The organism is Halomonas sp., from assembly GCF_014859505.1.
Taxonomy (GTDB): domain Bacteria; phylum Pseudomonadota; class Gammaproteobacteria; order Pseudomonadales; family Halomonadaceae; genus Halomonas.
The window spans coordinates 1-18,957 of sequence record NZ_JACUUD010000028.1; the positions used below are offsets into that span (position 1 = coordinate 1).

At 68.0% G+C, this 18,957-nt stretch carries 18 protein-coding genes; 2 read left to right on the forward strand and 16 right to left on the reverse strand.

What is annotated here, in order from left to right; genetic code table 11:
• Positions 1-464: 464 nt before the first annotated feature.
• Positions 465-779, reverse strand: a complete 315-nt coding sequence (locus tag IBX53_RS06180; RefSeq protein WP_290906847.1) for an antibiotic biosynthesis monooxygenase — start codon at positions 777-779, stop codon at positions 465-467.
• Positions 780-902: 123 nt separating this feature from the next.
• Here IBX53_RS06180 and IBX53_RS06185 point away from each other — a divergent pair, with 123 nt between their 5' ends.
• On the forward strand, positions 903-1,490 hold the full coding sequence (locus IBX53_RS06185; protein ID WP_290906849.1) for a DUF4202 domain-containing protein: 588 nt from the start codon (positions 903-905) through the stop codon (positions 1,488-1,490).
• A gap of 35 nt (positions 1,491-1,525) precedes the next feature.
• On the opposite strand, the gene IBX53_RS06190 is transcribed toward IBX53_RS06185, so the two are convergent.
• The 4 genes from IBX53_RS06190 to IBX53_RS06205 all read right to left on the reverse strand — a co-directional run bounded on the left by IBX53_RS06190 (position 1,526) and on the right by IBX53_RS06205 (position 5,491).
• Positions 1,526-2,713 carry an acetate/propionate family kinase gene (locus IBX53_RS06190; protein WP_290906851.1) on the reverse strand — a complete coding sequence of 396 codons (1,188 nt, stop codon included), beginning with the start codon at positions 2,711-2,713 and terminating at the stop codon, positions 1,526-1,528.
• A 1-nt stretch (position 2,714) separates the two neighbouring features.
• Positions 2,715-4,139, reverse strand: a complete 1,425-nt coding sequence (locus IBX53_RS06195) for a bifunctional enoyl-CoA hydratase/phosphate acetyltransferase (protein WP_290906853.1) — start codon at positions 4,137-4,139, stop codon at positions 2,715-2,717.
• Positions 4,140-4,268: 129 nt separating this feature from the next.
• The gene (locus IBX53_RS06200; protein ID WP_290906855.1) at positions 4,269-5,330 is read right to left on the reverse strand and encodes a C45 family peptidase; all 1,062 of its coding nucleotides are present in this window, start codon (positions 5,328-5,330) and stop codon (positions 4,269-4,271) included.
• Positions 5,331-5,332: 2 nt separating this feature from the next.
• A complete protein-coding gene (locus tag IBX53_RS06205; protein ID WP_290906857.1) occupies positions 5,333-5,491 on the reverse strand; it encodes a dienelactone hydrolase family protein in 159 nt (52 codons plus the stop codon).
• Positions 5,492-5,685: 194 nt separating this feature from the next.
• Here IBX53_RS06205 and IBX53_RS06210 point away from each other — a divergent pair, with 194 nt between their 5' ends.
• Positions 5,686-6,891, forward strand: coding sequence for an ABC transporter substrate-binding protein (locus IBX53_RS06210; RefSeq protein WP_290906858.1), 1,206 nt, complete (start codon positions 5,686-5,688; stop codon positions 6,889-6,891).
• A 288-nt stretch (positions 6,892-7,179) separates the two neighbouring features.
• Here IBX53_RS06210 and IBX53_RS06215 read toward each other — a convergent pair whose 3' ends face one another.
• From IBX53_RS06215 to IBX53_RS06265, 11 genes are all read right to left on the reverse strand, one after another.
• Positions 7,180-8,490, reverse strand: coding sequence for a branched-chain amino acid ABC transporter permease (locus IBX53_RS06215; protein ID WP_290906860.1), 1,311 nt, complete (start codon positions 8,488-8,490; stop codon positions 7,180-7,182).
• Positions 8,490-9,497, reverse strand: a complete 1,008-nt coding sequence (locus IBX53_RS06220; protein WP_290906861.1) for a branched-chain amino acid ABC transporter permease — start codon at positions 9,495-9,497, stop codon at positions 8,490-8,492. Before IBX53_RS06220 ends, IBX53_RS06215 begins: the two co-directional genes overlap by 1 nt.
• Positions 9,498-9,523: 26 nt before the next feature.
• Complete coding sequence (locus IBX53_RS06225; RefSeq protein ID WP_290906863.1) at positions 9,524-10,228, reverse strand: ABC transporter ATP-binding protein; 705 nt, start codon at positions 10,226-10,228, stop codon at positions 9,524-9,526.
• Complete coding sequence (locus IBX53_RS06230) at positions 10,215-10,994, reverse strand: ABC transporter ATP-binding protein (RefSeq protein ID WP_290906865.1); 780 nt, start codon at positions 10,992-10,994, stop codon at positions 10,215-10,217. Before IBX53_RS06230 ends, IBX53_RS06225 begins: the two co-directional genes overlap by 14 nt.
• Positions 10,995-11,089: 95 nt before the next feature.
• Positions 11,090-12,535, reverse strand: a complete 1,446-nt coding sequence (locus IBX53_RS06235) for a sodium-dependent transporter (RefSeq protein ID WP_290906867.1) — start codon at positions 12,533-12,535, stop codon at positions 11,090-11,092.
• 119 nt (positions 12,536-12,654) lie between these two features.
• Positions 12,655-12,996 carry a hypothetical protein gene (locus IBX53_RS06240; protein ID WP_290906869.1) on the reverse strand — a complete coding sequence of 114 codons (342 nt, stop codon included), beginning with the start codon at positions 12,994-12,996 and terminating at the stop codon, positions 12,655-12,657.
• Between the two features lie 130 nt (positions 12,997-13,126).
• Positions 13,127-14,977 (reverse strand): translational GTPase TypA, encoded by a 1,851-nt coding sequence (gene typA, locus IBX53_RS06245; RefSeq protein ID WP_290906871.1) that lies wholly within the window; start codon positions 14,975-14,977, stop codon positions 13,127-13,129.
• A gap of 213 nt (positions 14,978-15,190) precedes the next feature.
• Positions 15,191-16,159, reverse strand: coding sequence for a tripartite tricarboxylate transporter substrate binding protein (locus IBX53_RS06250; RefSeq protein WP_290906872.1), 969 nt, complete (start codon positions 16,157-16,159; stop codon positions 15,191-15,193).
• Between the two features lie 60 nt (positions 16,160-16,219).
• A complete protein-coding gene (locus IBX53_RS06255; RefSeq protein ID WP_290906874.1) occupies positions 16,220-17,737 on the reverse strand; it encodes a tripartite tricarboxylate transporter permease in 1,518 nt (505 codons plus the stop codon).
• 1 nt (position 17,738) lies between these two features.
• Complete coding sequence (locus IBX53_RS06260) at positions 17,739-18,206, reverse strand: hypothetical protein (protein ID WP_290906875.1); 468 nt, start codon at positions 18,204-18,206, stop codon at positions 17,739-17,741.
• A 138-nt stretch (positions 18,207-18,344) separates the two neighbouring features.
• Positions 18,345-18,890 carry a hypothetical protein gene (locus IBX53_RS06265; protein WP_290906877.1) on the reverse strand — a complete coding sequence of 182 codons (546 nt, stop codon included), beginning with the start codon at positions 18,888-18,890 and terminating at the stop codon, positions 18,345-18,347.
• Positions 18,891-18,957 lie beyond the last annotated feature (67 nt).

Consider the following 18,957-nt stretch of genomic DNA (forward strand, 5'->3'; position numbering starts at 1 on the left):
ATGACCCGGCCCGCCAGTCGGTGCTGGATTTCGAGCTGGCCCGGTCCCCGCAGGCGCGGGGATGACCCGGCGCGTTGCTGGTCGCTGGCCACGCTCTGCCACCGGTCCCCGCAGGCGCGGGGATGACCCGATCATACCCTTGATCCACTTGAAGCCCACCGCCCGGTCCCCGCAGGCGCGGGGATGACCCGGCCGGCAATGTGCTTGCACAACTGCACCTCACCCGGTCCCCGCAGGCGCGGGGATGGTTAGCTAATGACCCGTACCGGCGTCCGCCACCGGCGCTTTTCCTCACAGCAGTGGGGCCGATACCACATAGTTTCGGGATAGTGATCATATCTTTTGCATTACCGCCTAAGGAGCCCTGCGGTCTCCATTCGCCGGGCAGAGCCCATCTCCCACCAGTAGCCTGAAGCTTTCCAGCAAGCAGGCGGCAATCAGGGACCTACCCCTATTCCCTGCCCCTATTCCCCGGGTGGCATCACCACCCACTCGGGCTCCTCGAACTCGCCGATCAGGCGGATCTCGCAGCTGGGGGCGGCGCTCTTGATGATCGCCTTCACCATCGGGTCGCGCCTGGCCTCCATGGCGTCGCGGCTGGCCTTGCTGTCCCAGTGGGCGATGGCGATCAGGGTGGTGGGGTCATCGATCTTGCGGTGCAGCTCGGTGCCTTGCGCCCCCGGCGCCCGCTGGATGATCTCGCTGGCGCGCACCCAGGCCTCGGCGTAGTCCTCGGCCCGGTAGCCGTCGCGGATATGCACCTCGAAGATGTATTTCATGGCGCCTCTCCCGGTCGGTTCTCCGCTCAGTGTATCTCCCCGATGGCGTGGCTTCGCCCCGGTGCGGACGTGCGCTGATATGCTGTGGGGCAGTGGGCCCGCCATCGATCACAAGGAGCGAGCATGTCCGATACCCCCTATGCGAAGACCCTGGCCGCTCTGGATGCGCTGCACGCGCAGGACCCGCGCAGCGTGGAGGTGGCGGGGGCATCCGTGCCCCGGGAGCTGTGGCACGCGGGGCGCATGAGCGCCTGGCTGGAGCGGCTGCATGAGCGCCCCGACGAGCTGATGCGCCTGGCGGTGCGCGGCCAGCACCTGCAGCGCTGGCAGGTGCCGCGCAGCGACTATCCGGAAGGGCGGGTGGGCTATCTGACCTGGCGTCGCGACCAGGGCCAGCGCGCCGGGGAGACCACCGCCGGGCTGATGCGCGAGGCGGGCTTCGACGACGCGGCGGCCGATGCGGTGCAGCGGATGATCCGCAAGCAGGGCCTGGGGCGCGACCCGGGCGCCCAGGCGGTGGAGGACTGCGCCTGCCTGGTGTTTCTGGAGAACTACTTCGCGGACTTCTCGAAGCAGATCGACCACGATCACCTGATCCGCATCGTGCAGATGACCTGGAAGAAGATGTCGCCGAAGGCCCATGAGCTGGCGCTGGGCCTGCCCATGAGCGACGAGGCGCGGGCCCTGGTGGAAGAGGCCCTGGCGGGCTAGTCCTGTTAAAGACCCGGACCAGGCCTGGGCTGGATCTAGTTCAGCAGCCGGGCACTGTACCAGGCGATCATGCGCTCCTCGTCGGTGGGGATGACCCAGGCGCCGACGCGGCTGTCGGTGCGGCTGATGCGGGGGGCATCGCGGCGGTTGGCGTCGGGGTCGAGCGCAAGGCCGAGCCACTCGCAGCCCCGGCAGATGGCCTCGCGCACCGGGGCGGCGCGTTCGCCGATGCCGGCGGTGAAGACCAGCTGGTCGAGCCCGCCCAGGGCGGCGGCCAGGCTGCCGATCTCGCGCACGGCGCGGTAGGCGTAGAGCGCCACCGCTTCCCGTGCCTCCTCCGCGGGGCTTTCGAGCAGCTCACGCATGTCGCCGCTGATGCCGGACACGCCGAGCAGGCCGGAGCGCTTGTAGAGCAGCTCGGTGACCTCCTCGGCACTCATGCCCTCCTGCTGGATCAGGTGCAGCACCAGGCCGGGGTCGAGGCTGCCGCTGCGGGTGCCCATGGGCATCCCCTCGATGGCGGTGAAGCCCATGGTGGAGGCCACGCTTACGCCGTTCTTGATGGCGCACAGGCTGGCGCCGTTGCCCAGGTGGGCGACGATCACCCGCTCGCGGGGGGCATCGCCCAGCCAGGCCGGCAGCACCTGGTTGATGTAGTCGTAGGAGAGGCCGTGGAAGCCGTAGCGGATCAGCCCGCGCTCGGTCATCTCCCGGGGCAGGGCGAACCAGCGGGCGACCTCGGGCTGGTCGGCGTGGAAGGCGGTGTCGAAGCAGGCCACCTGGGGCAGCTCGGGGTAGCGCTCGGCCAGCGCCGCCACCGGCGCCAGGCAGAAGGGCTGGTGCAGCGGTGCCAGCGACTCGAACGCCTTGAGCGCCTTGGTGATCTCGGGGGTGAGCCGCACCGGACGGTGGTAGTCGCGGCCGCCGTGCACCACACGGTGCCCCACCGCGGCGAGTGCCAGGTCGGGGAGCTCGTCGAGCCAGCTCAGCAGGCGTGCAGTGGCGCCCGGCAGGTCTAGGCGCGTGGGCAGCTCGCCCATCGTCGCCGCCACCGGGTGGCCCTCGCCATCCGCCAGCGTGAAGCCGGGGGCGCCGCCGTTGAGCCCGGTGAACTTGCCGCGATAGCGGGGCGTCAGGGCGTCGAGGGACGCGGCGCCCGCCAGCGGGTAGAGGGCAAACTTCAGGCTGGAGGAGCCGCTGTTGAGGGTCAGGATATGGCGCATCTCAGGCTCCCGGCTCGGGCAGCCCCTGGCGCTTCTGGTGGTCGGCCACCAGCAGGGCCAGGGCGCAGGAGGCCATGCGGGTGATGGCCTCGTCGGCGCGGCTGGTGAGGATGATGGGGACCCGGGCGCCCAGCACCAGGCCGGCGCCGGTGGCATCGGCGAGGTAGGTGAGCTGCTTCATCAGCATGTTGGCGGATTCCAGGTCCGGGGCCACCAGGATGTCCGCGCGGCCGGCCACCGGGGAGTCGATGCCCTTGGTGCGTGCGGCGCTCTCCGAGATGGCGTTGTCGAAGGCCAGCGGGCCGTCCAGGGTGCCGCCCTTGATCTGGCCGCGGTCGGCCATCTTGCACAGGGCGGCGGCATCCAGGGTGGAGGGCATCCGGGGGTTGACCGTTTCTACCGCGGAGAGGATGGCCACCTTGGGGTCGTGGTTGCCCAGGGCGTGGGCCAGCTCGATGGCGTTGCAGATGATGTCGCGCTTCTGGTCCAGGCCGGGGGAGATATTGATGGCGGCGTCGGTGATGAACAGCGGCCGCGGGTAGGTCGGCACGTCGAAGGCCATCACGTGGCTGATGCAGCGCTCGGTGCGCAGGCCGCCGTCGCGCTTGAGCACCTCGTGCATCAGCTCGTCGGTGTGCAGGGCCCCCTTCATGAGGGCCTCGGCGCGCCCCTCCCGCACCAGCGCCACGGCGCGCTCCGCGGCGGCGTGGCTGTGGGGCACGTCGATCAGTTCGAACTCGCTGATATCAAGCCGGGCGGCATCTGCCGCGGCGCGTATCTTCGCCTCCGGGCCTACCAGCAGGGGGATGATCAGCCCCTGGTGGGCGGCGGCCACGGCGCCGGTCAGGGAGACATCATCCACCGGGTGCACCACCGCCACGGGAATGGCGGGCGGGTGGTCGGCGGCGGAGAGGATCTCGTGCAGGCGGCCGCGCTCGGCCAGGCGCACCGTGGGCAGCACGGCGCGGCGGCGGCGGATCTTCTCCTTGGGGGCGAGCACCCGGGCCTCGCCCTCGATCACCACCTTGCCCCGCTGGTTCTCGCAGCGGCAGTCCAGGGTCAGCTGCGAGTGGGCGTCGTCCTTGGCGGTGACGCGCACGCTGACCCTGAGCACGTCGCCCAGGGCGACCGGTGCCCGGAAGTTCAGCGTCTGGCCCAGGTAGAGGGTGCCGGGGCCGGGCAGCTGGGTGCCCAGCACCGTGGAGATCAGCGCGCCGCCCCACATGCCGTGGGCGATGACCTCCTGAAAGCGGGTGCTGCGCGCGAAGTCGTCGTCCACATGGGAGGGATTGACGTCGCCGGACATGATGGCGAACAGCTTGATGTCATCCAGGGTCAGGCGCTTCTCGAGGTGCGCCTCGTCGCCTATCTGGATCTCGTCGAAGGTGCGATTCTCGATGAAGCGGTCGTCTTGGGGGGCATCCATGGGCGGCTCCAGGGGTGGTTACTGCGATGCAGCAAATTCAGCCCCCATCATAGCCTGTCCCGGGCCTCCTTGCGTTGACCCGCGGGACCTTGCGATTCCCCCGGCGACCGTGCCGGGGGAATCGCCTTCTTACAGGGTCACCACCAGCGTCTCCTCGCTCTCGCAGGGCTTGCCGTGGCGCAGGGCGAGGCGCCGCTGGCTGAGGTTCATCACCACCCCGAACAGGGTCTCCATGCGCTCCTCGGCGGGCTGGGCGGGGTTGAAGTGGCGGCAGAGGGAGAGCGGCTCGCCGTCGTGGTCGCTGAGGATCGCGAACAGCGCCTTCTCGTCGACGGGTGCCTGTGCGGCCAGTTCCTGGCGCAGCAGGGCATCCAGGCGTGCCAGGCGCGGTCGTGAGTCGGGGCGCGGGAAGTCCTCCACCTGGGCGGTGGCGTCCGGCGCATAGAGGTGGTTGGTATGGGTGACCACGCCGCCCTCGGCCCCGAGCCGGCCCGGCTCGCCGGGGTGCACCTCGAGCCCGACGGCCTCTCCCTCGGCGCTGGCCACCAGGAAGTGGGCAGGGGAGCAGACCCGGTCCTGGCTGGCCACCGCCAGGGCGCCTGCCATATCGGGGCTCTCGAGGATCTTGCGCAGCGCCACGTGGATCGGCAGCCCCTCGCCGCAGGTCTGCGAGCGGATGGCGTTGAGGCAGACGCCGATGCCATGGGCGTTCATGCCGATCTTGGCCACCATGCCCGCCTCGCCGACGCTGACCAGGGGGGCGGCGTCCCGGCCATGGATCTTCAGCACCACCACGTTGTGCAGCTGGTCGGTGCGCCAGTCCCAGTTCTGGGCCAGCCACTGGGTGCCCCCGCGCTGCAGGGCGAAGGCGGAGCAGCCGCCGCTGGCGCGGGTCAGCGAGATCTCGCTGCGGCAGTTGAGGGTAAGGATGTCGGCGAAGTCGACCCCGGCCCCCTCGGCGATGGCGTCCATCTCCTCGAGGATCTCGGGAAAACCGCGCTCGATCATGCGCCCGAAGCGCTCGGCCTCGACCCGTGCCCGCACCCAGCGGATGCCGACGAAGTCGTGAAAGAGCCGGTCATAGACCTCCAGGCTGCGCTGGATCAGCGGGGCATGGGCCCGTCCGTGGGCCTGGCCGACCTCGCGGCGGCTGCCGGAGAGCGCGGTGAGCGAGAGGATCTGCTGCTGCATGCCTAGAGCGCCTCTTCCAGCAGCTCGAGGAGGGCCGCCCAGGACCTCTCATCGGCGCGCTCCCGGTAGGCATCGCTGCCGAAGACAGTGAAGGCGTGGGCGCTGCCGGCGGCGAGCGCCAGGGCGACGGTCAGGGGGAGGGCGAGTGGTTGTAGGCGCATCGGAGTGCTCCAGTGGCTGGGAGAGGGTCGGGGACCTTTCAGTATAGGCACGATGGCATGCTCTGCCGCTGGCTCCGGGAGTTGACCACCGGGGTGACCAGCGTTGGCAGGAACGGCTTGTGATTTCCCGCGTGGCGTTCCAGATTGAGGTCGGGACTCACCCCCTTATATTGCGCAACCAACGGGACAACAACATGAAGAAAAGTATCCTGTCGATGGCCATCGCGGCCTCTGCCCTCGGCCTGGCCGGCGCGGCCCAGGCCGAGGTGAAGGTCGGTTTCCTTGGCGGTTTCACCGGGGGCATCGAGAGCCTGACGCCGTCGATCTTCGACGGTGCCCAGCTGGCGGTGCAGCAGGTCAACGACCAGGGCGGCATTCTGGGGGGCCAGACCCTGGTGATGCCCAGCGGTGACACCACCTGCGGCGACGCCTCGGCGGCCTCCAACGCGGCGGACCGCATGGTCAATACCGAGAACGTCACCGCCATCGTCGGCGCCCTGTGCACCGGGGCGACCATCGCGGCCGCCAACAACGCCGGCATTCCCGGCGGCGTGGTGATGGTCTCGCCGGCCTCCACGGCGCCGGCGGTGAGCGAGCTGGACGACAACGACCTGGTGTTCCGCACCGTGCCCTCCGATGCCTTCCAGGGCGAGATGCTGGCCAAGCTGGTGCTCGACAAGGGCATCGACTTTGTGGCCGTGACCTACGTCAACAACGACTACGGCCGCGGCCTGTCGGAGGCCTTCGGCGAGGCCTTCGAGGCGGGCGGCGGCACCGTGGCCGAGAACCTGGCCCACGAGGACAACCGTGCCGACTACCGCTCGGAGCTGGGCTCGCTCTCCGCCAGCGGCGCCGACACCCTGGTGGTGCTGGCCTATGCCGACACCTCCGGCCAGACGGTGCTGCGCCAGGCCTACGAGGCCGGCACCTTCACCCAGTACGTCGGCGCCGACGGCATGGTGGGCGACAGTCTGGTGGAGGCGATCGGCGCCGATGTGCTGGAGGGCATGATCGCCACCCGCCCGGGCAGCCCCGACCTGCCGGGCACCGATATCTTCATCGAGGCCGCCGAGGCCGCCGGCATCGACCCGAGCGCCGTGTTCGCCGCCCAGGCCTACGATGCCGCCTTCCTGGTGGCGCTGGCCATCGAGCAGAACGGCAGCGCCGAGCGCGAGGGCCTCTCGGCGGCGCTGCGTAGTGTCGCAAGCGCTCCGGGCGAGATCATCCTGCCCGGCGAGTGGGAGAAGGCCGTGGAGCTGATCGCCGCCGGCACCGAGATCAACTACGAGGGCGCCTCCGGCACCCACGAGTTCGACGAGAACGGCGACGTGCCGGGCGTGGTGGTCGAGATGGTGGTCGAGGGCGGCAGCTTCGTCAGCAAGGGCTTCGTCGAGCCCTAAGCGCACCGCGCTGAGCTGACCAGAGCGCTCTGACCCAATAGGCCCCGGCGGTTTCCCGCCGGGGCCTGTATGTTTGACTCTCACAACCTCGCGAGACTCCTCCAACCTCACGACGCTTGAGGCAACTGGTGGGAGATCGGCTCCGCCGGGCGAATGGCGCCGCAGGCGCCTCGGCGGCGTTGCTGGCGTTAGCGCATGCCGCCTAGGAGCCCTTCGGTCTCCATTCGCCGGGCATAGCCCAGCTCCCACACTAAGTTTTCAGCCTCAACTGAGATCACGCTTTGCCCCCTACCCGTGGTGCTTGACCTTCTCGGGCAGCAGTCCCTTGGGCGCGAAGCGCAGTACCAGGGTGATCAGGAGGCCGATCACGAAGACCCGGGCCTGCAGGGCGCGGCTCTCGATATTGCGTGGCGGCTCCCAGGCGAACCACAGGTCGCCGAGGTGCACCGCCAGGCTCATCAGTGCCAGCGCCAGCGGTTCGGACATGATCCAGATGAGGTAGACCGTCACGGCGCCGAAGAGGGTGCCCAGGTTGTTGCCGGGGCCACCCAGGATCACCATCACCAGCACCAGGAAGGTGTGATTGAGAGGCAGGTAGCCGTCCGGGTCGAACAGGCTGTTGAAGGTGGTCAGCACGCCGCCGCCGATGCCCATCAGGATGCAGCCCAGCACGAAGATCTCAAGGCGGCGCCGGTTGATGTCCTTGCCCATGGCGGCGGCGGAGATCTCGTTGTCGCGGATGGCACGGATCATGCGACCCCAGGGAGCGTGGTAGGCGCGATGCAGCAGGAAGAAGATCACCGCGATGATGACCGCCGTGACCGACAGGTAGATGGCCCGGGAGAGGGTGAAGCCCAGTTCCGCCGGCCCCGGAGTGGGCCAGGGCAGCGGCGACACGGTGGCGGTGCCGCGGGTCAGCCAGTCGGAATTCTTGAGGAAGGCCTTGATGATCTCGGCGATGCCCAGGGTGGCGATGGCCAGGTAGTCGCTGCGCAGCCCCAGGCAGATATGGCCGATGAAGTAGCCCACCGCACCGGCCAGCGCGCCGCCGACGATCCAGCCGGTCCAGGCGGGCAGCCCCAGGCCGCCGACGAAGCCGGCCCGGGACTGGATCTCGTCGGTCACCTCGCGCAGCAGGCTGATCACCACGAGATAGAGCACCACGGCCAGCACCACGGCGATCACCGTGCGCAGCGTCTTCGGCACGCCCAGGCGATCGAGCCGGGTGGCGCCGAAGACCACCAGGGCGGCGGCGACGCCATAGAGCAGCACCCGGGCCAGCTCGCCGGGCAGCTCGCTGGCCCAGAAGTCGCCGTTGACCGGCACGCTGAAGGCCATGGCGCAGTAGCCGCCCAGGGCCACGAAGCCCATGACGCCGGCGTTGAACTGCCCCGCGTAGCCCCACTGGATGGTCAGGCCCAGGGCCAGGATGGCGTAGCAGGCGGCCTCTACCAGCATGCGGGTGCTGTAGGCGGCGCCCATCATGGCGTAGATGCCGAGGATGGCCACCAGCAGGGCGGTGAACAGCACTACCTCGCGCAGCGGGAAGCGCGACGGGGTGGCGACCAGGTCCTCGCGCTGCTTGTCTTGTGTGCTCATCAGATCACCTTGCCCTTGAAGATGCCGGTGGGGCGCCACACCAGGATGGCCACCAGGATGAAGAACGGCACCACGATCTTGTATTCGGTGCCCACGAAGGCCAGGGTGCGCGGCAGCTCCAGCCACTCGGGGAAGTAGTGGGCCACGGGTCGCAGCAGCACCGCCCAGTTGAATACCGCGAGGGTCTCGGCGAAGCCCACCACGAAGCCGCCGGCGATGGCGCCGTAGGGGTGGCCCACGCCGCCGACGATGGCCGCGGCAAAGATCGGCAGCAGCAGGAAGAAGCTGAGGTCGGGCTTGAAGGTGACGTCCAGCGCCAGCAGGGTGCCGGCGATGGCCGCCAGGCCCCCGGCGATCACCCAGGTCACCGCCACGATGGCGTTGGTGTTGATGCCCGAGGCCCGGGCCAGGTCGGGGTTGTCGGACATGGCACGCATCGCCTTGCCCAGCCGCGAGCGGCTGAGGAAGAGGTGCAGGCCCACCACGCAGGCGATGGTCAGCACGAAGAGGATGATCTGCGGCTCGGTGATCACGATCGGCGCCCGAACCCCCTCGAAGGGCAGGGCGAGGCGGAAGATCTCCTTGCGCTCGCCGGCCATGTAGAGGCTCTGACCGCTGGTGCCGGCGAACAGGCGGATCAGCCCCTGCAGCATCAGGGTCACCCCCAGCGAGCCGATCACCATGACGATGGGCTTGACCCCGTGGGCGCGCAGCGGCTTGTAGAAGGCCTTGTCGATGCCCACGGCGAGCAGCGCGGTGAGCACCATGGCCGCCGGCAGCATCACCACCGGCGTGGGCAGCCCCACGACCGCCCCCACGCCAGGAAACACCGCGGTGAGCAGCAGCACCATGAAGGCGCCGAAGGTCATCATGTCGGCGTGGGCGAAGTGGGCGAAGCGCATGATGCTGAAGATCAGCGTCACGCCGATGGCGCCGATGGCGTAGATCGAGCCGGTCACGCTGCCGGCGATCACCACGTTGTTGATGAAGAAGACAATTTCGTTCACGAGGTTGGTTCTCCCTGCTCCGGGGCTCAGCCGCCCAGGAAGCTCCTGGCCACTTCCGGGTCTGCCAGCAGGGCGGCGCCGGTATCGGTGAAGCGGTTCTGGCCGGCGGCCAGCACGAAGCCCTTGTCGGCGATGGCCAGCGCCTGCTTGGCGTTCTGCTCCACCATCAGGATGCCGACGCCGGCGGCGTTGATCTGCTTCACCTGGGTGAAGATCTCGTTCATGTAGAGGGGCGAGAGGCCCGCGGTGGGTTCGTCGAGCAGCAGCAGGCTGGGCTCGGCCATCAGCGCCCGCCCCATGGCCACCATCTGGCGCTGGCCGCCGGAGAGCTCGCCGGCGGGCTGGTGGCGCTTGTCATACAGCGGCGGAAAGAAGTCGTAGATCCGCTTGAGCATGCGCTTGACGTTGTGGGGCTTGAGGAAGGCGCCCATCTCCAGGTTCTCCTTCACCGTGAGGCTCGGGAAGACGTTCTTCTCCTGGGGAACGAAGCCCATGCCCTGCTGCACCAGCTTGTTGGGGGGCAGGTTGTGGATCGGCTCGCCGCGCAGCAGGATCTCGCCCTGGGTGACGGTGAGCAGGCCGAACACGGCCTTGAGCATGGTGGACTTGCCGGCGCCGTTGGGGCCGACGATGACGCCGATCTCGTCGGCCTCGATGGCCATGTTCACCCCGTTGAGGATGTTCATGCCGCCGTAGCCGCCGTAAACGTCGCGCGCATCAAGGAGTGGCATCGTGGGACGCTCCGAAGTAGGCTTCGATGACCTCGGGATTGCTCTGGATCTCGGCGATGGTGCCCTCCACCATCACGCTCCCCTGGGCCAGCACGATCACCGGGTCGCAGAGCCGGGCGATCATCTCCATGTCATGCTCGATGACCAGGAAGGTGTAGCCCAGCTCGCGGTTGAGCCGCTCGATGTTCTCCACCAGGTCGCCGAGCAGGGTACGGTTGACCCCGGCGGCGATCTCGTCGAGCAGCACCACCCGGGCGTCGGTCATCATGGTGCGGCCGAGCTCCAGCAGCTTCTTCTGGCCGCCGGAGAGGTTGCCGGCCAGCTCGTTGCGCACGTGGCGCAGGCCGATGAAGTCGATCACCTCCAGCGCGCGGCGGCGCACTTCCTCCTCCTGGGCCCGCACCAGGCCCGGCTTGAGCCAGGCGTTGAAGAGCCCTTCGCCCGCCTGGTCGGGGGGCACCATCATCAGGTTCTCCAGGGCGGTCATCTGGGAGAACTCATGGGCGATCTGGAAGGTGCGCAAGAGCCCCTTGTGGAACAGCTCGTTGGCGGGGCGGTTGGTGATCTCCTCGCCGTCGAGCAGCACCTGGCCGCTGTCCAGCGGCAGGGCGCCGGCGATGATGTTGAAGAGGGTCGACTTGCCGGCGCCGTTGGGGCCGATCAGCCCGGTGATGGAGCCCTTCTCCACCGACAGCGAGCAGTCGTTGATGACCCGAAGGCCGCCGAAGGCCTTGTGGACGTGCCGCACGTCGATCATGGGTGCCATAGAAGTGTCCGTGGTTCTTGTTGCTGTTCTTGTTACTGTTTTTCGTGATGACGTCAGCAAGGCCGCCGCCCCGGGTAGGGGCGGCGGCTGCAACGTCACTGCTCCTGGCTGTCGTCCGCCAGGAAGGTGCGGCCGGCGGCGAAGGCCCCGACGATCACCAGAGCACCGATGGCGGGGATCAGGTAGCCCTCCACCTGGGGAATGGCGCGCAGGAAGACGAAGGCCACCGCCGCCGGGGCGACGAAGCGCACCAGGAAGCGCCAGATGGCGAACCAGGTCTCGTTGGTGCGCATCTCCTTCATCACCTCGCTGTGGGTCAGCGCCCAGCCGGCGAAGAGCGCGATCAACAGGCCCCCGAGCGGCATGAAGATGTTGGTCAGGAGCTCGATGAAGTCGAAGGCGCTGCGCCCGAAGAGCGTGTGGAAGATGGTGCCCTCGGCGTAGACGTTGAAGCTGACCACGGTGAGCAGGCCCAGCGCCCAGCTGGCCACCACCATGGCAAACACCGCCTGGGGTCGGGTGAGGTCGAAGCGCTCGACCAGGAAGGCGGCCACCGGCTCGATCAGCGAGATGGAGGAGCTGATCGCCGCACCCAACACCAGGATGAAGAAGACGCCGCCAACCAGTGCGCCAAAGGGCATCTCGGCGAAGGCCAGCGGCAGGGTCACGAACATCAGCCCCGGACCCTGGCCGGCATCCAGGCCGGCGCCGAACACCAGCGAGAAGATCGCCAGGCCCGCCACCATGGCCACGGCGGTGTCGACGACGGCGATGGCCAGTGCGGTGCGGGTCAGGGAGGTCTCGCTGGACATGTAGGCGCCGTAGGCCATGATCGCGCCCATGCCGAGGCTCAGGGTGAAGAACGACTGGCCCATGGCGGCCAGCCAGCCCTCCAGGCTGAGGTCGGCCAGGTTGAAGGTGAACAGGAAGCTGGCCGCGGCGGCGAAGTCCCCGTTGGCCACGCCGTAGGCCAGCACCACCAGCAGGATGACGAACAGCGCCGGCATGATGATGCGCAGCCCGCTCTCGATGCCCTTGTGGATGCCCATGCCGACGATCAGCCCCGAGGCGATGATGAACAGGGTGTGGTAGAGGGTCAGCAGGGCCGGCGAGGCGAGCAGGGCGTCGAAGCCGGCGCCGATGGTGGCGGCATCGGCACCGGCCAGCGAGCCGGTGAGCATCTGCCAGGTGTAGTGGATCGCCCAGCCGGCGATCACCGAGTAGAAGCTGAGGATCAGGAAGGCCGAGGCGGCGCCCAGCCAGCCGATGGATTCCCAGGCCCGGGAGGTGTTGTGGGTGCGGGTGAGAAAGCGCATGCCCATGATCGGACTGCGGCGGCTGTTGCGGCCGAGCATGGTCTCGGCGATCAGGATCGGGATGCCCACGGCGAAGATGGTCAGGGCGTAGACCAGGATGAAGGCGCCGCCGCCGTTTTCCCCGGTGAGGTAGGGAAAGCGCCAGAGGTTGCCGAGGCCCACTGCCGAGCCGACGGCGGCCAGCAGGAAGGTCCCCTTGTGGGTCCAGACGTTGTGCGTGCTCATGAAGGCTCCAGAACGCGAATCGGGAGGCCCAGCGGGCCCGTGCCGCAACTTTGCGGCAAAACGCGGTCAGGAGCCAGCCGCGCAGCGTTTAGCAGGCGTTAAGTTCGCCGATAATGCTGCTATCGACTAGTGCCTTCGTCGTCTTCCTCATCGTCCTCCCTTGCCTGGCCGATGCGTGGCTCCAGGGCGCGGGCCTCGTCGGGCAGGCGCACGGTGTCGCCGAGGGCGAGCTTGCCGTGGGACTTCAGTCGCCGACCGTTGTTGACGGCAATGATCGCTGCCACCTCGCCGATGCTGGTGCCCTCCACGTAGGCCGCCACCTTCACCCGCACCACGGCGCCCTGATAGCGCGCCGAAAGGATATCGCCGGTGCCGGGGGCCGAGTGGCCCGTGGGGTCCTTCTCGAAGTGGCGCATCACGCTGTCGGCGCCGGGGTCGTCCCATTCCACGTGCTTGTGCATGTCGGTTCTCCAGTCTGGGCGGCAGATCGGGGCTGCCAGACTAACAGCATAGAAGATCCCGGTGTCCAGAACGATGACGCCCGCCGCGGGGAAGTCCCGGGCGGGCGTCGTGGCGGCCGAGGCCGGCGCTTTACTTCTTGCTGGCGCGCTTGCGCTCGTTTTCCTTGAGCAGCTTCTTGCGCAGCCGGATGTGGTGGGGTGTCACCTCGACCAGTTCATCGGAGTCCAGAAACTCGATGGCCTGTTCCAGGCTGAACCTCACCGGCGGGGTCAGGACGATGTTCTCGTCGTTGCCCGTGGAGCGCATGTTGTCGAGCTTCTTGCCCTTGGTCGGGTTGACCACCATGTCATTGGCACGGTTGCTGATGCCGATCAGCATGCCCTCGTAGACTTCGGTAGCGTGATCGATGATCAGCTTGCCGCGCTCCTGCAGGGCGTAGAGCGCATAGGCCAGGGCCTTGCCGTCTACCATCGACACCAGCACGCCGTTGCGACGCTCGATGGAGGCATCGGGCTTGAGCGGGCCGTAGTGGTCGAAGCGGCTGGTGAGGATGCCGGTGCCGGAGGTCAGGGTCAGGAACTGGCCGCGAAAGCCGATCAGGCCACGTGCCGGGATGATGAAGTCCAGGCGCACGCGGCCCTTGCCGTCGGGATTCATGTTGGAGAGCTCGCCCTTGCGGTAGCCGAGCTCCTCCATGATGGCGCCCTGGTGCTGCTCCTCGCAGTCGATGATCACTTCCTCGTAGGGCTCCTGCTTCTCGCCGTCGATCTCACGGATGATCACCTCGGGGCGGCCCACGGCCAGTTCGAAGCCCTCGCGACGCATGGTCTCGATCAGCACCGAGAGATGCAGTTCGCCGCGCCCGGAGACCTTGAACTTCTCGGGGGTCTCGCCCGGCTCGACGCGCAGTGCCACGTTGTGGATCAGCTCCTGCTCCAGGCGATCCTTGATGTTGCGGCTGGTGACGAACTTGCCGTCCTTGCCCGCAAACGGAGAATCATTGACCTGGAAGGACATGGAGACAGTGGGTTCATCCACCGACAGCGGCGGCAGCGCCTCGACGGCGGCCGGATCACACAGGGTATCGGAGATGGAGAGCGGATCGATGCCCGTGATGCAGACGATGTCGCCGGCGGTGGCCTCGTCGGTCTGCACGCGCTCCAGGCCCAGGTGGGTCATCACCTGGCCGACCTTGCCCTTGCGGGTGGCGCCGTCGGTGCCGATCACGGTGATCTGCTGGTTGGGCTTCACCGAGCCGCGCTTGATGCGGCCCAGGCCGATGACGCCCACGTAGCTGTTGTAGTCCAGCGCGGAGATCTGCATCTGGAAGGGGCCGTTGGCCTCGACCTCGGGCGGCTCGACGATATCGACGATGGCCTGGAACATGGGGGTCATGTCCTCGGCCATCTCCTCGGGATCCATGCCGGCAATGCCGTTGAGGGCCGAGCAGTAGATGATCGGGAAGTCGAGCTGATCATCGGTGGCGCCGAGGTTGTCGAACAGGTCGAAGATCTGGTCGATGACCCAGTCGGGGCGCGCGCCGGGGCGATCGATCTTGTTGACCACCACGATGGGCTTGAGGCCCTGGGAGAAGGCCTTCTGGGTGACGAAGCGGGTCTGGGGCATGGGGCCGTCGACCGCATCCACCAGCAGCAGCACGCAGTCCACCATGGACATGACGCGCTCGACCTCGCCACCGAAGTCGGCGTGTCCGGGGGTGTCCACGATGTTGATGCGGTAGTCCTGGCCTTCGGGAGACACCCAGCGGATGGCGGTGTTCTTGGCCAGGATGGTGATGCCGCGTTCCTTCTCCTGGTCACTGGAGTCCATGACGCGCTCCTGCCCCTCGGCCTTGCGGTCCAGGGTGCCGGACTGGCTGAGAAGCTTGTCGACCAGGGTGGTCTTGCCGTGGTCGACGTGGGCGATGATGGCGATGTTGCGCAGGTTACTGACGTCGATATGACTGGCGGTCGTGCTCATGAGGTGTGTCTCACTGATATGTACGCACCTATGTACACGTTGTATTACGTACCCTAGGCGCGGGGCAGGGAATGTAGGGCGCGCATTGTACAGGCTCCCCCGGTCAGGTAATAGCGGATTCGCGCTTTCGATGGGCTGTCAACGCGCGACGAGCGCCCAGGGGGCGCCCGTCGCGTGTCACCGGGCCCGGATGCCCCGGGCCGGAATAACGGCTTACTCCTGGCCGGGCAGGCCGCCCAGTTCCTCGATCAGCGCCTTGTAGCCTTCGATCTGGTCGCTGAGCAGCTGGGTGACCTCCTCCTCGGGCATCCAGGTCACCGGCATCAGGATACGCTCCTCGGTGATCTCGATGAAGCGGGGGTCTTCGGTGGCCGCCTTGAGGGCCTCGGCCAGGCGCTCCACGTGGGCGTCCGGGGTGTCCTTGGGCACCATCCCGACGCGGATCTCGGCGGCGTTGATGTCGTAGCCGGCCTCCGGCAGGGTCGGGGCGTCGGGGAAGGCCACCAGGCGATCCTCGGCCAGGCTCAGCAGCACTGGCATCTCGCCGGTCTCGGCATAGCCGGAGTGGGTGCCACCGCTGTAGGCGAAGTCGACGTCGCCGGAGAGGATCAGCGGGGCCATGCCGGCACCGCCGGAGGTGGGCACGATGCGCAGCTCCAGCCCCTCCTGCTGGGCGATGTACTCGATGATCATGCGATCCAGCGCCGTCTGGGTGGCGTAGCTGGTGCCCGGGTTTTCCTGGGCGTAGGCCACCAGGTCTTCCCAGCTGTCGCCGAAGGGTCGGCCCTCCCCGGTGACGATGGCCGACTGGCCCAGGGTCACGCCGGCCACGAAGCGGAAGTCGTCCAGATCGTAGGTGGTCTCGGCGGAGAGCGGGCCGAAGGTGATGGTCATCGAGGTGCCGAACACGAAGGTGTAGCCCTCGTCGCGGCTGTTGGCCAGGCGGGCCAGGGCCACACCGCCGCCGGCGCCGGGCTGGTTGACCACGTTGACCGGCTGGCCGAGCTCCTCGGTCATGATGTCCGCCAGCACACGGGCCTGGATGTCGGTGCTGCCGCCGGCGCCCCAGCCGACCACCAGGGTCAGCGGCTTGCTCGGGAAATCATCGGCCTGGGCCATGCCGGCGGCGCCGAGGGCCACGGCGGAGGAGAGAAGGGCGGTACCCAGCAGTTTCATGGTCATGGTTCACACCTCGTGGGTTGAGTTGCAATGTTGTGGTGCCGGCTCATGGCCGGCGATCGGTCAGGCCTTGGGTGCGGCGAGCCGCTTGCGCAGCCACTGCCGGTAGCTGCTCCAGGCCAGGTGCAGCGCCATCAACACGGTGAAGATGACGAAGGCCAGGGCGATGGGGCGGTCGAGCAGGATGGCGATGTCGCCACCGGAGAGAATCACCGACTGGCGCAGGTTCATCTCCAGCATCGGGGTGACGATGAAGGCCACCAGGAAGGTCACGAAGGAGTAGTCGAACTTCTTCAGGAAGTAGCCGAAGATCGCGAACACGAACACCGTGATCAGCCCGAAGGTGCCGTAGCCCTGGACCTGGATGCCCGCCAGGCACAGGAAGATCACCACCGGGATCACGATATGCGACGGCACGCTGGTGACCTTGGCAAAGAGGCGCAGGCCGTACCAGCCCACCGCCAGCATCAGCACGCTCGCCACGATCATCCCCGAGAACAGGGTGAACAGCATTTCCGGATGGTCGCGCAGCATCAGCGGCCCGACCTGGATGCCGTGGATCATGAAGGCGCCGACCAGCAGCGCCGCCGAGACGCTGCCCGGGATGCCCAGGCCGAACAGCGGGATGTAGCTGGCCGGGATCACCGCGTTGTCCGAGGCCTCGGCGGCGGCGATGCCCTTGGGGTTGCCCTTGCCGAAGCTGTCCGGATCCTTGTCGGTGCGCTTGGCCAGGCCATAGGCCATGAAGGCGCCCACCGAGGGCCCGAGGCCGGGCAGGGCGCCGACGAAGGCGCCCACCCCGGTGCTCCTGAAGATGGTCGGCAGGGTGCCCTTGAACTCCTGCCAGGAGAGGTCGTCATCGGCCTCCTTGCCCAGCTTGATCACGCTGCCCCCCTTGCTGCGGCGGTACTCGTCGAGTTGCACGAACATCTCGGCCAGCGCCAGGGTGCCGATCACCAGCGGCAGGATCGGCACCCCCTCCATCAGCTCCGCATAGCCGAAGGCAAGCCGCATGGTGCCGGTCTCCGGGTCCAGGCCCACGGTGCCGAGGATCACCCCCATGCCGCCGGCGGCCAGGCCCTTGAGGAAGGAGCCTCCCGCCATGCCGGCGATGAAGACCAGCGCGAAGATCAGGATGGCGGCCAGCTCGTAGGGCCCGAATTTCAGCGCCACCGAGGCAAACGGAATGGCCACTGCGATCAGCAGCAGGGTGGCCAGCAGGTCGCCGATCACCGAGGCGAGCAGCCCCACCTTGAGGGCCTTGCGCGGCTTGCCGGCGCTGGCCATGGGGTAGCCGTCCAGGCAGGTCGCCGCCGAGGAGGGCTCACCGGGGGTGTTGAGCAGGATCGCCGAGACCGCGCTGCCCGCGGCGGTGCCCTTGGACAGCCCGATCAGGAAGGCGATGGCCGCATAGGCCGACATGTAGAAGGTTAGCGGGATGGCGATGGCGATGGCTACCGCACGGTTCAGGCCCGGGATGACCCCGACGATATAGCCGAGCAGCACCCCGCCGAGGATGACGGCGATGGACTCATAGTGAAAGGCGGCCGCGAAGGAGTTGAAGATGGCGTCGACGCTCATGTCATACCACTCCTATGCGCATCAGGTGGACGGTCAGCCCGTAGAGAGCGGCGGTGGGGATCGCCGCTGTCAGCAACAGCACGTGCCAACGCCGTTCACCGAGGATCAGCAGCAGGCCGGCGATCAGTGCCGGAGCCACCCACGTCAGCGGCAGGCGATCGATGGCCACGATGAAGGCCAGCACGTAGAGGAAGGGCCAGGTCTGGTGCCAGAGGCCGAGCAGATCGAGGCGGGCCGCGAAGGGCTCACGAGCGCGCAGCAGCGCGATGGCACTGACCAGGCTGAGCAGCAGGGCGCAGCCCAGCATCACCCAGGCACCCAGGGTCGCCAGGGTGCGGGGGTGCATGCCGACGGCGAAACCGCGGCCGCCCCAGGTGGGGATGACCCAGGCCAGCAGCAGCACTGCCACGGCGGCAACGCCCAGGCCGGACCAGAAATTCTTGCGTTGGATCGAGGGGTTGGCGGTCATTTCTTGTTGTGAACAGCCGGTTGGTCAGTCAAGACCCTACCCTATCGGCGCCTCGCGGCAGGCTCAATGCCGGCCTGCGACGGGCAGTCAACGTATGCAGGATGGCTGATCTAATGGCCAGCAGGCGGGGTGCCGGTGTCAGTTGCCGCCTGGCTTTACCCGAGCGCCGCAGGCGCGCAGCCGCTCCAGCAGCTCGTCCAGAGCGGCGTCGTCCAGGGCGGCGTCGCAGCCGCCGATGCGCTCGAACCAGGTGCGAGACAGGCACAGGCCTTCGCCATGGGGCAGGCGCCTGATCCTGGCCAGCAGGCGCTGTAGCGGGCCGCGGTGCAGGGTAGGGAGAAGGGCGGCATCGAACCTGCCCGTGGCAACCTCGGTGGCCAGCTGCTCCAGCGCATCGGCGCTGGTGGCATTGCCGATACCGGGAAAGATCAGTACCTCGCCGTTACTGAGGGCGATGGCGTCGTTGATGCGTTGCCCCAGGGGGGCGGGAGAGACGCCGAGCAGGCGCGCCCCGAAACGCTGGGCGATGCGAGGCAGGCGGGGGTCTCCGGTATCGTCGATGATCTGCAGGGCGAAGGGGGTGGCGTCGGTACGGGCCAGCGGTGCGACCACGGCCAGCTGCCGTGGCAGGCGCGAGCCGGCGCTGCGGGCGTCGATGAGAATGCAGCCGGTGAAATCGCTCATGCGAACTCCAGAATGGGGCCGCACCATGAGGGCACGGACCGGCTGCCAGGGTTCGCTGCCGGTGCCT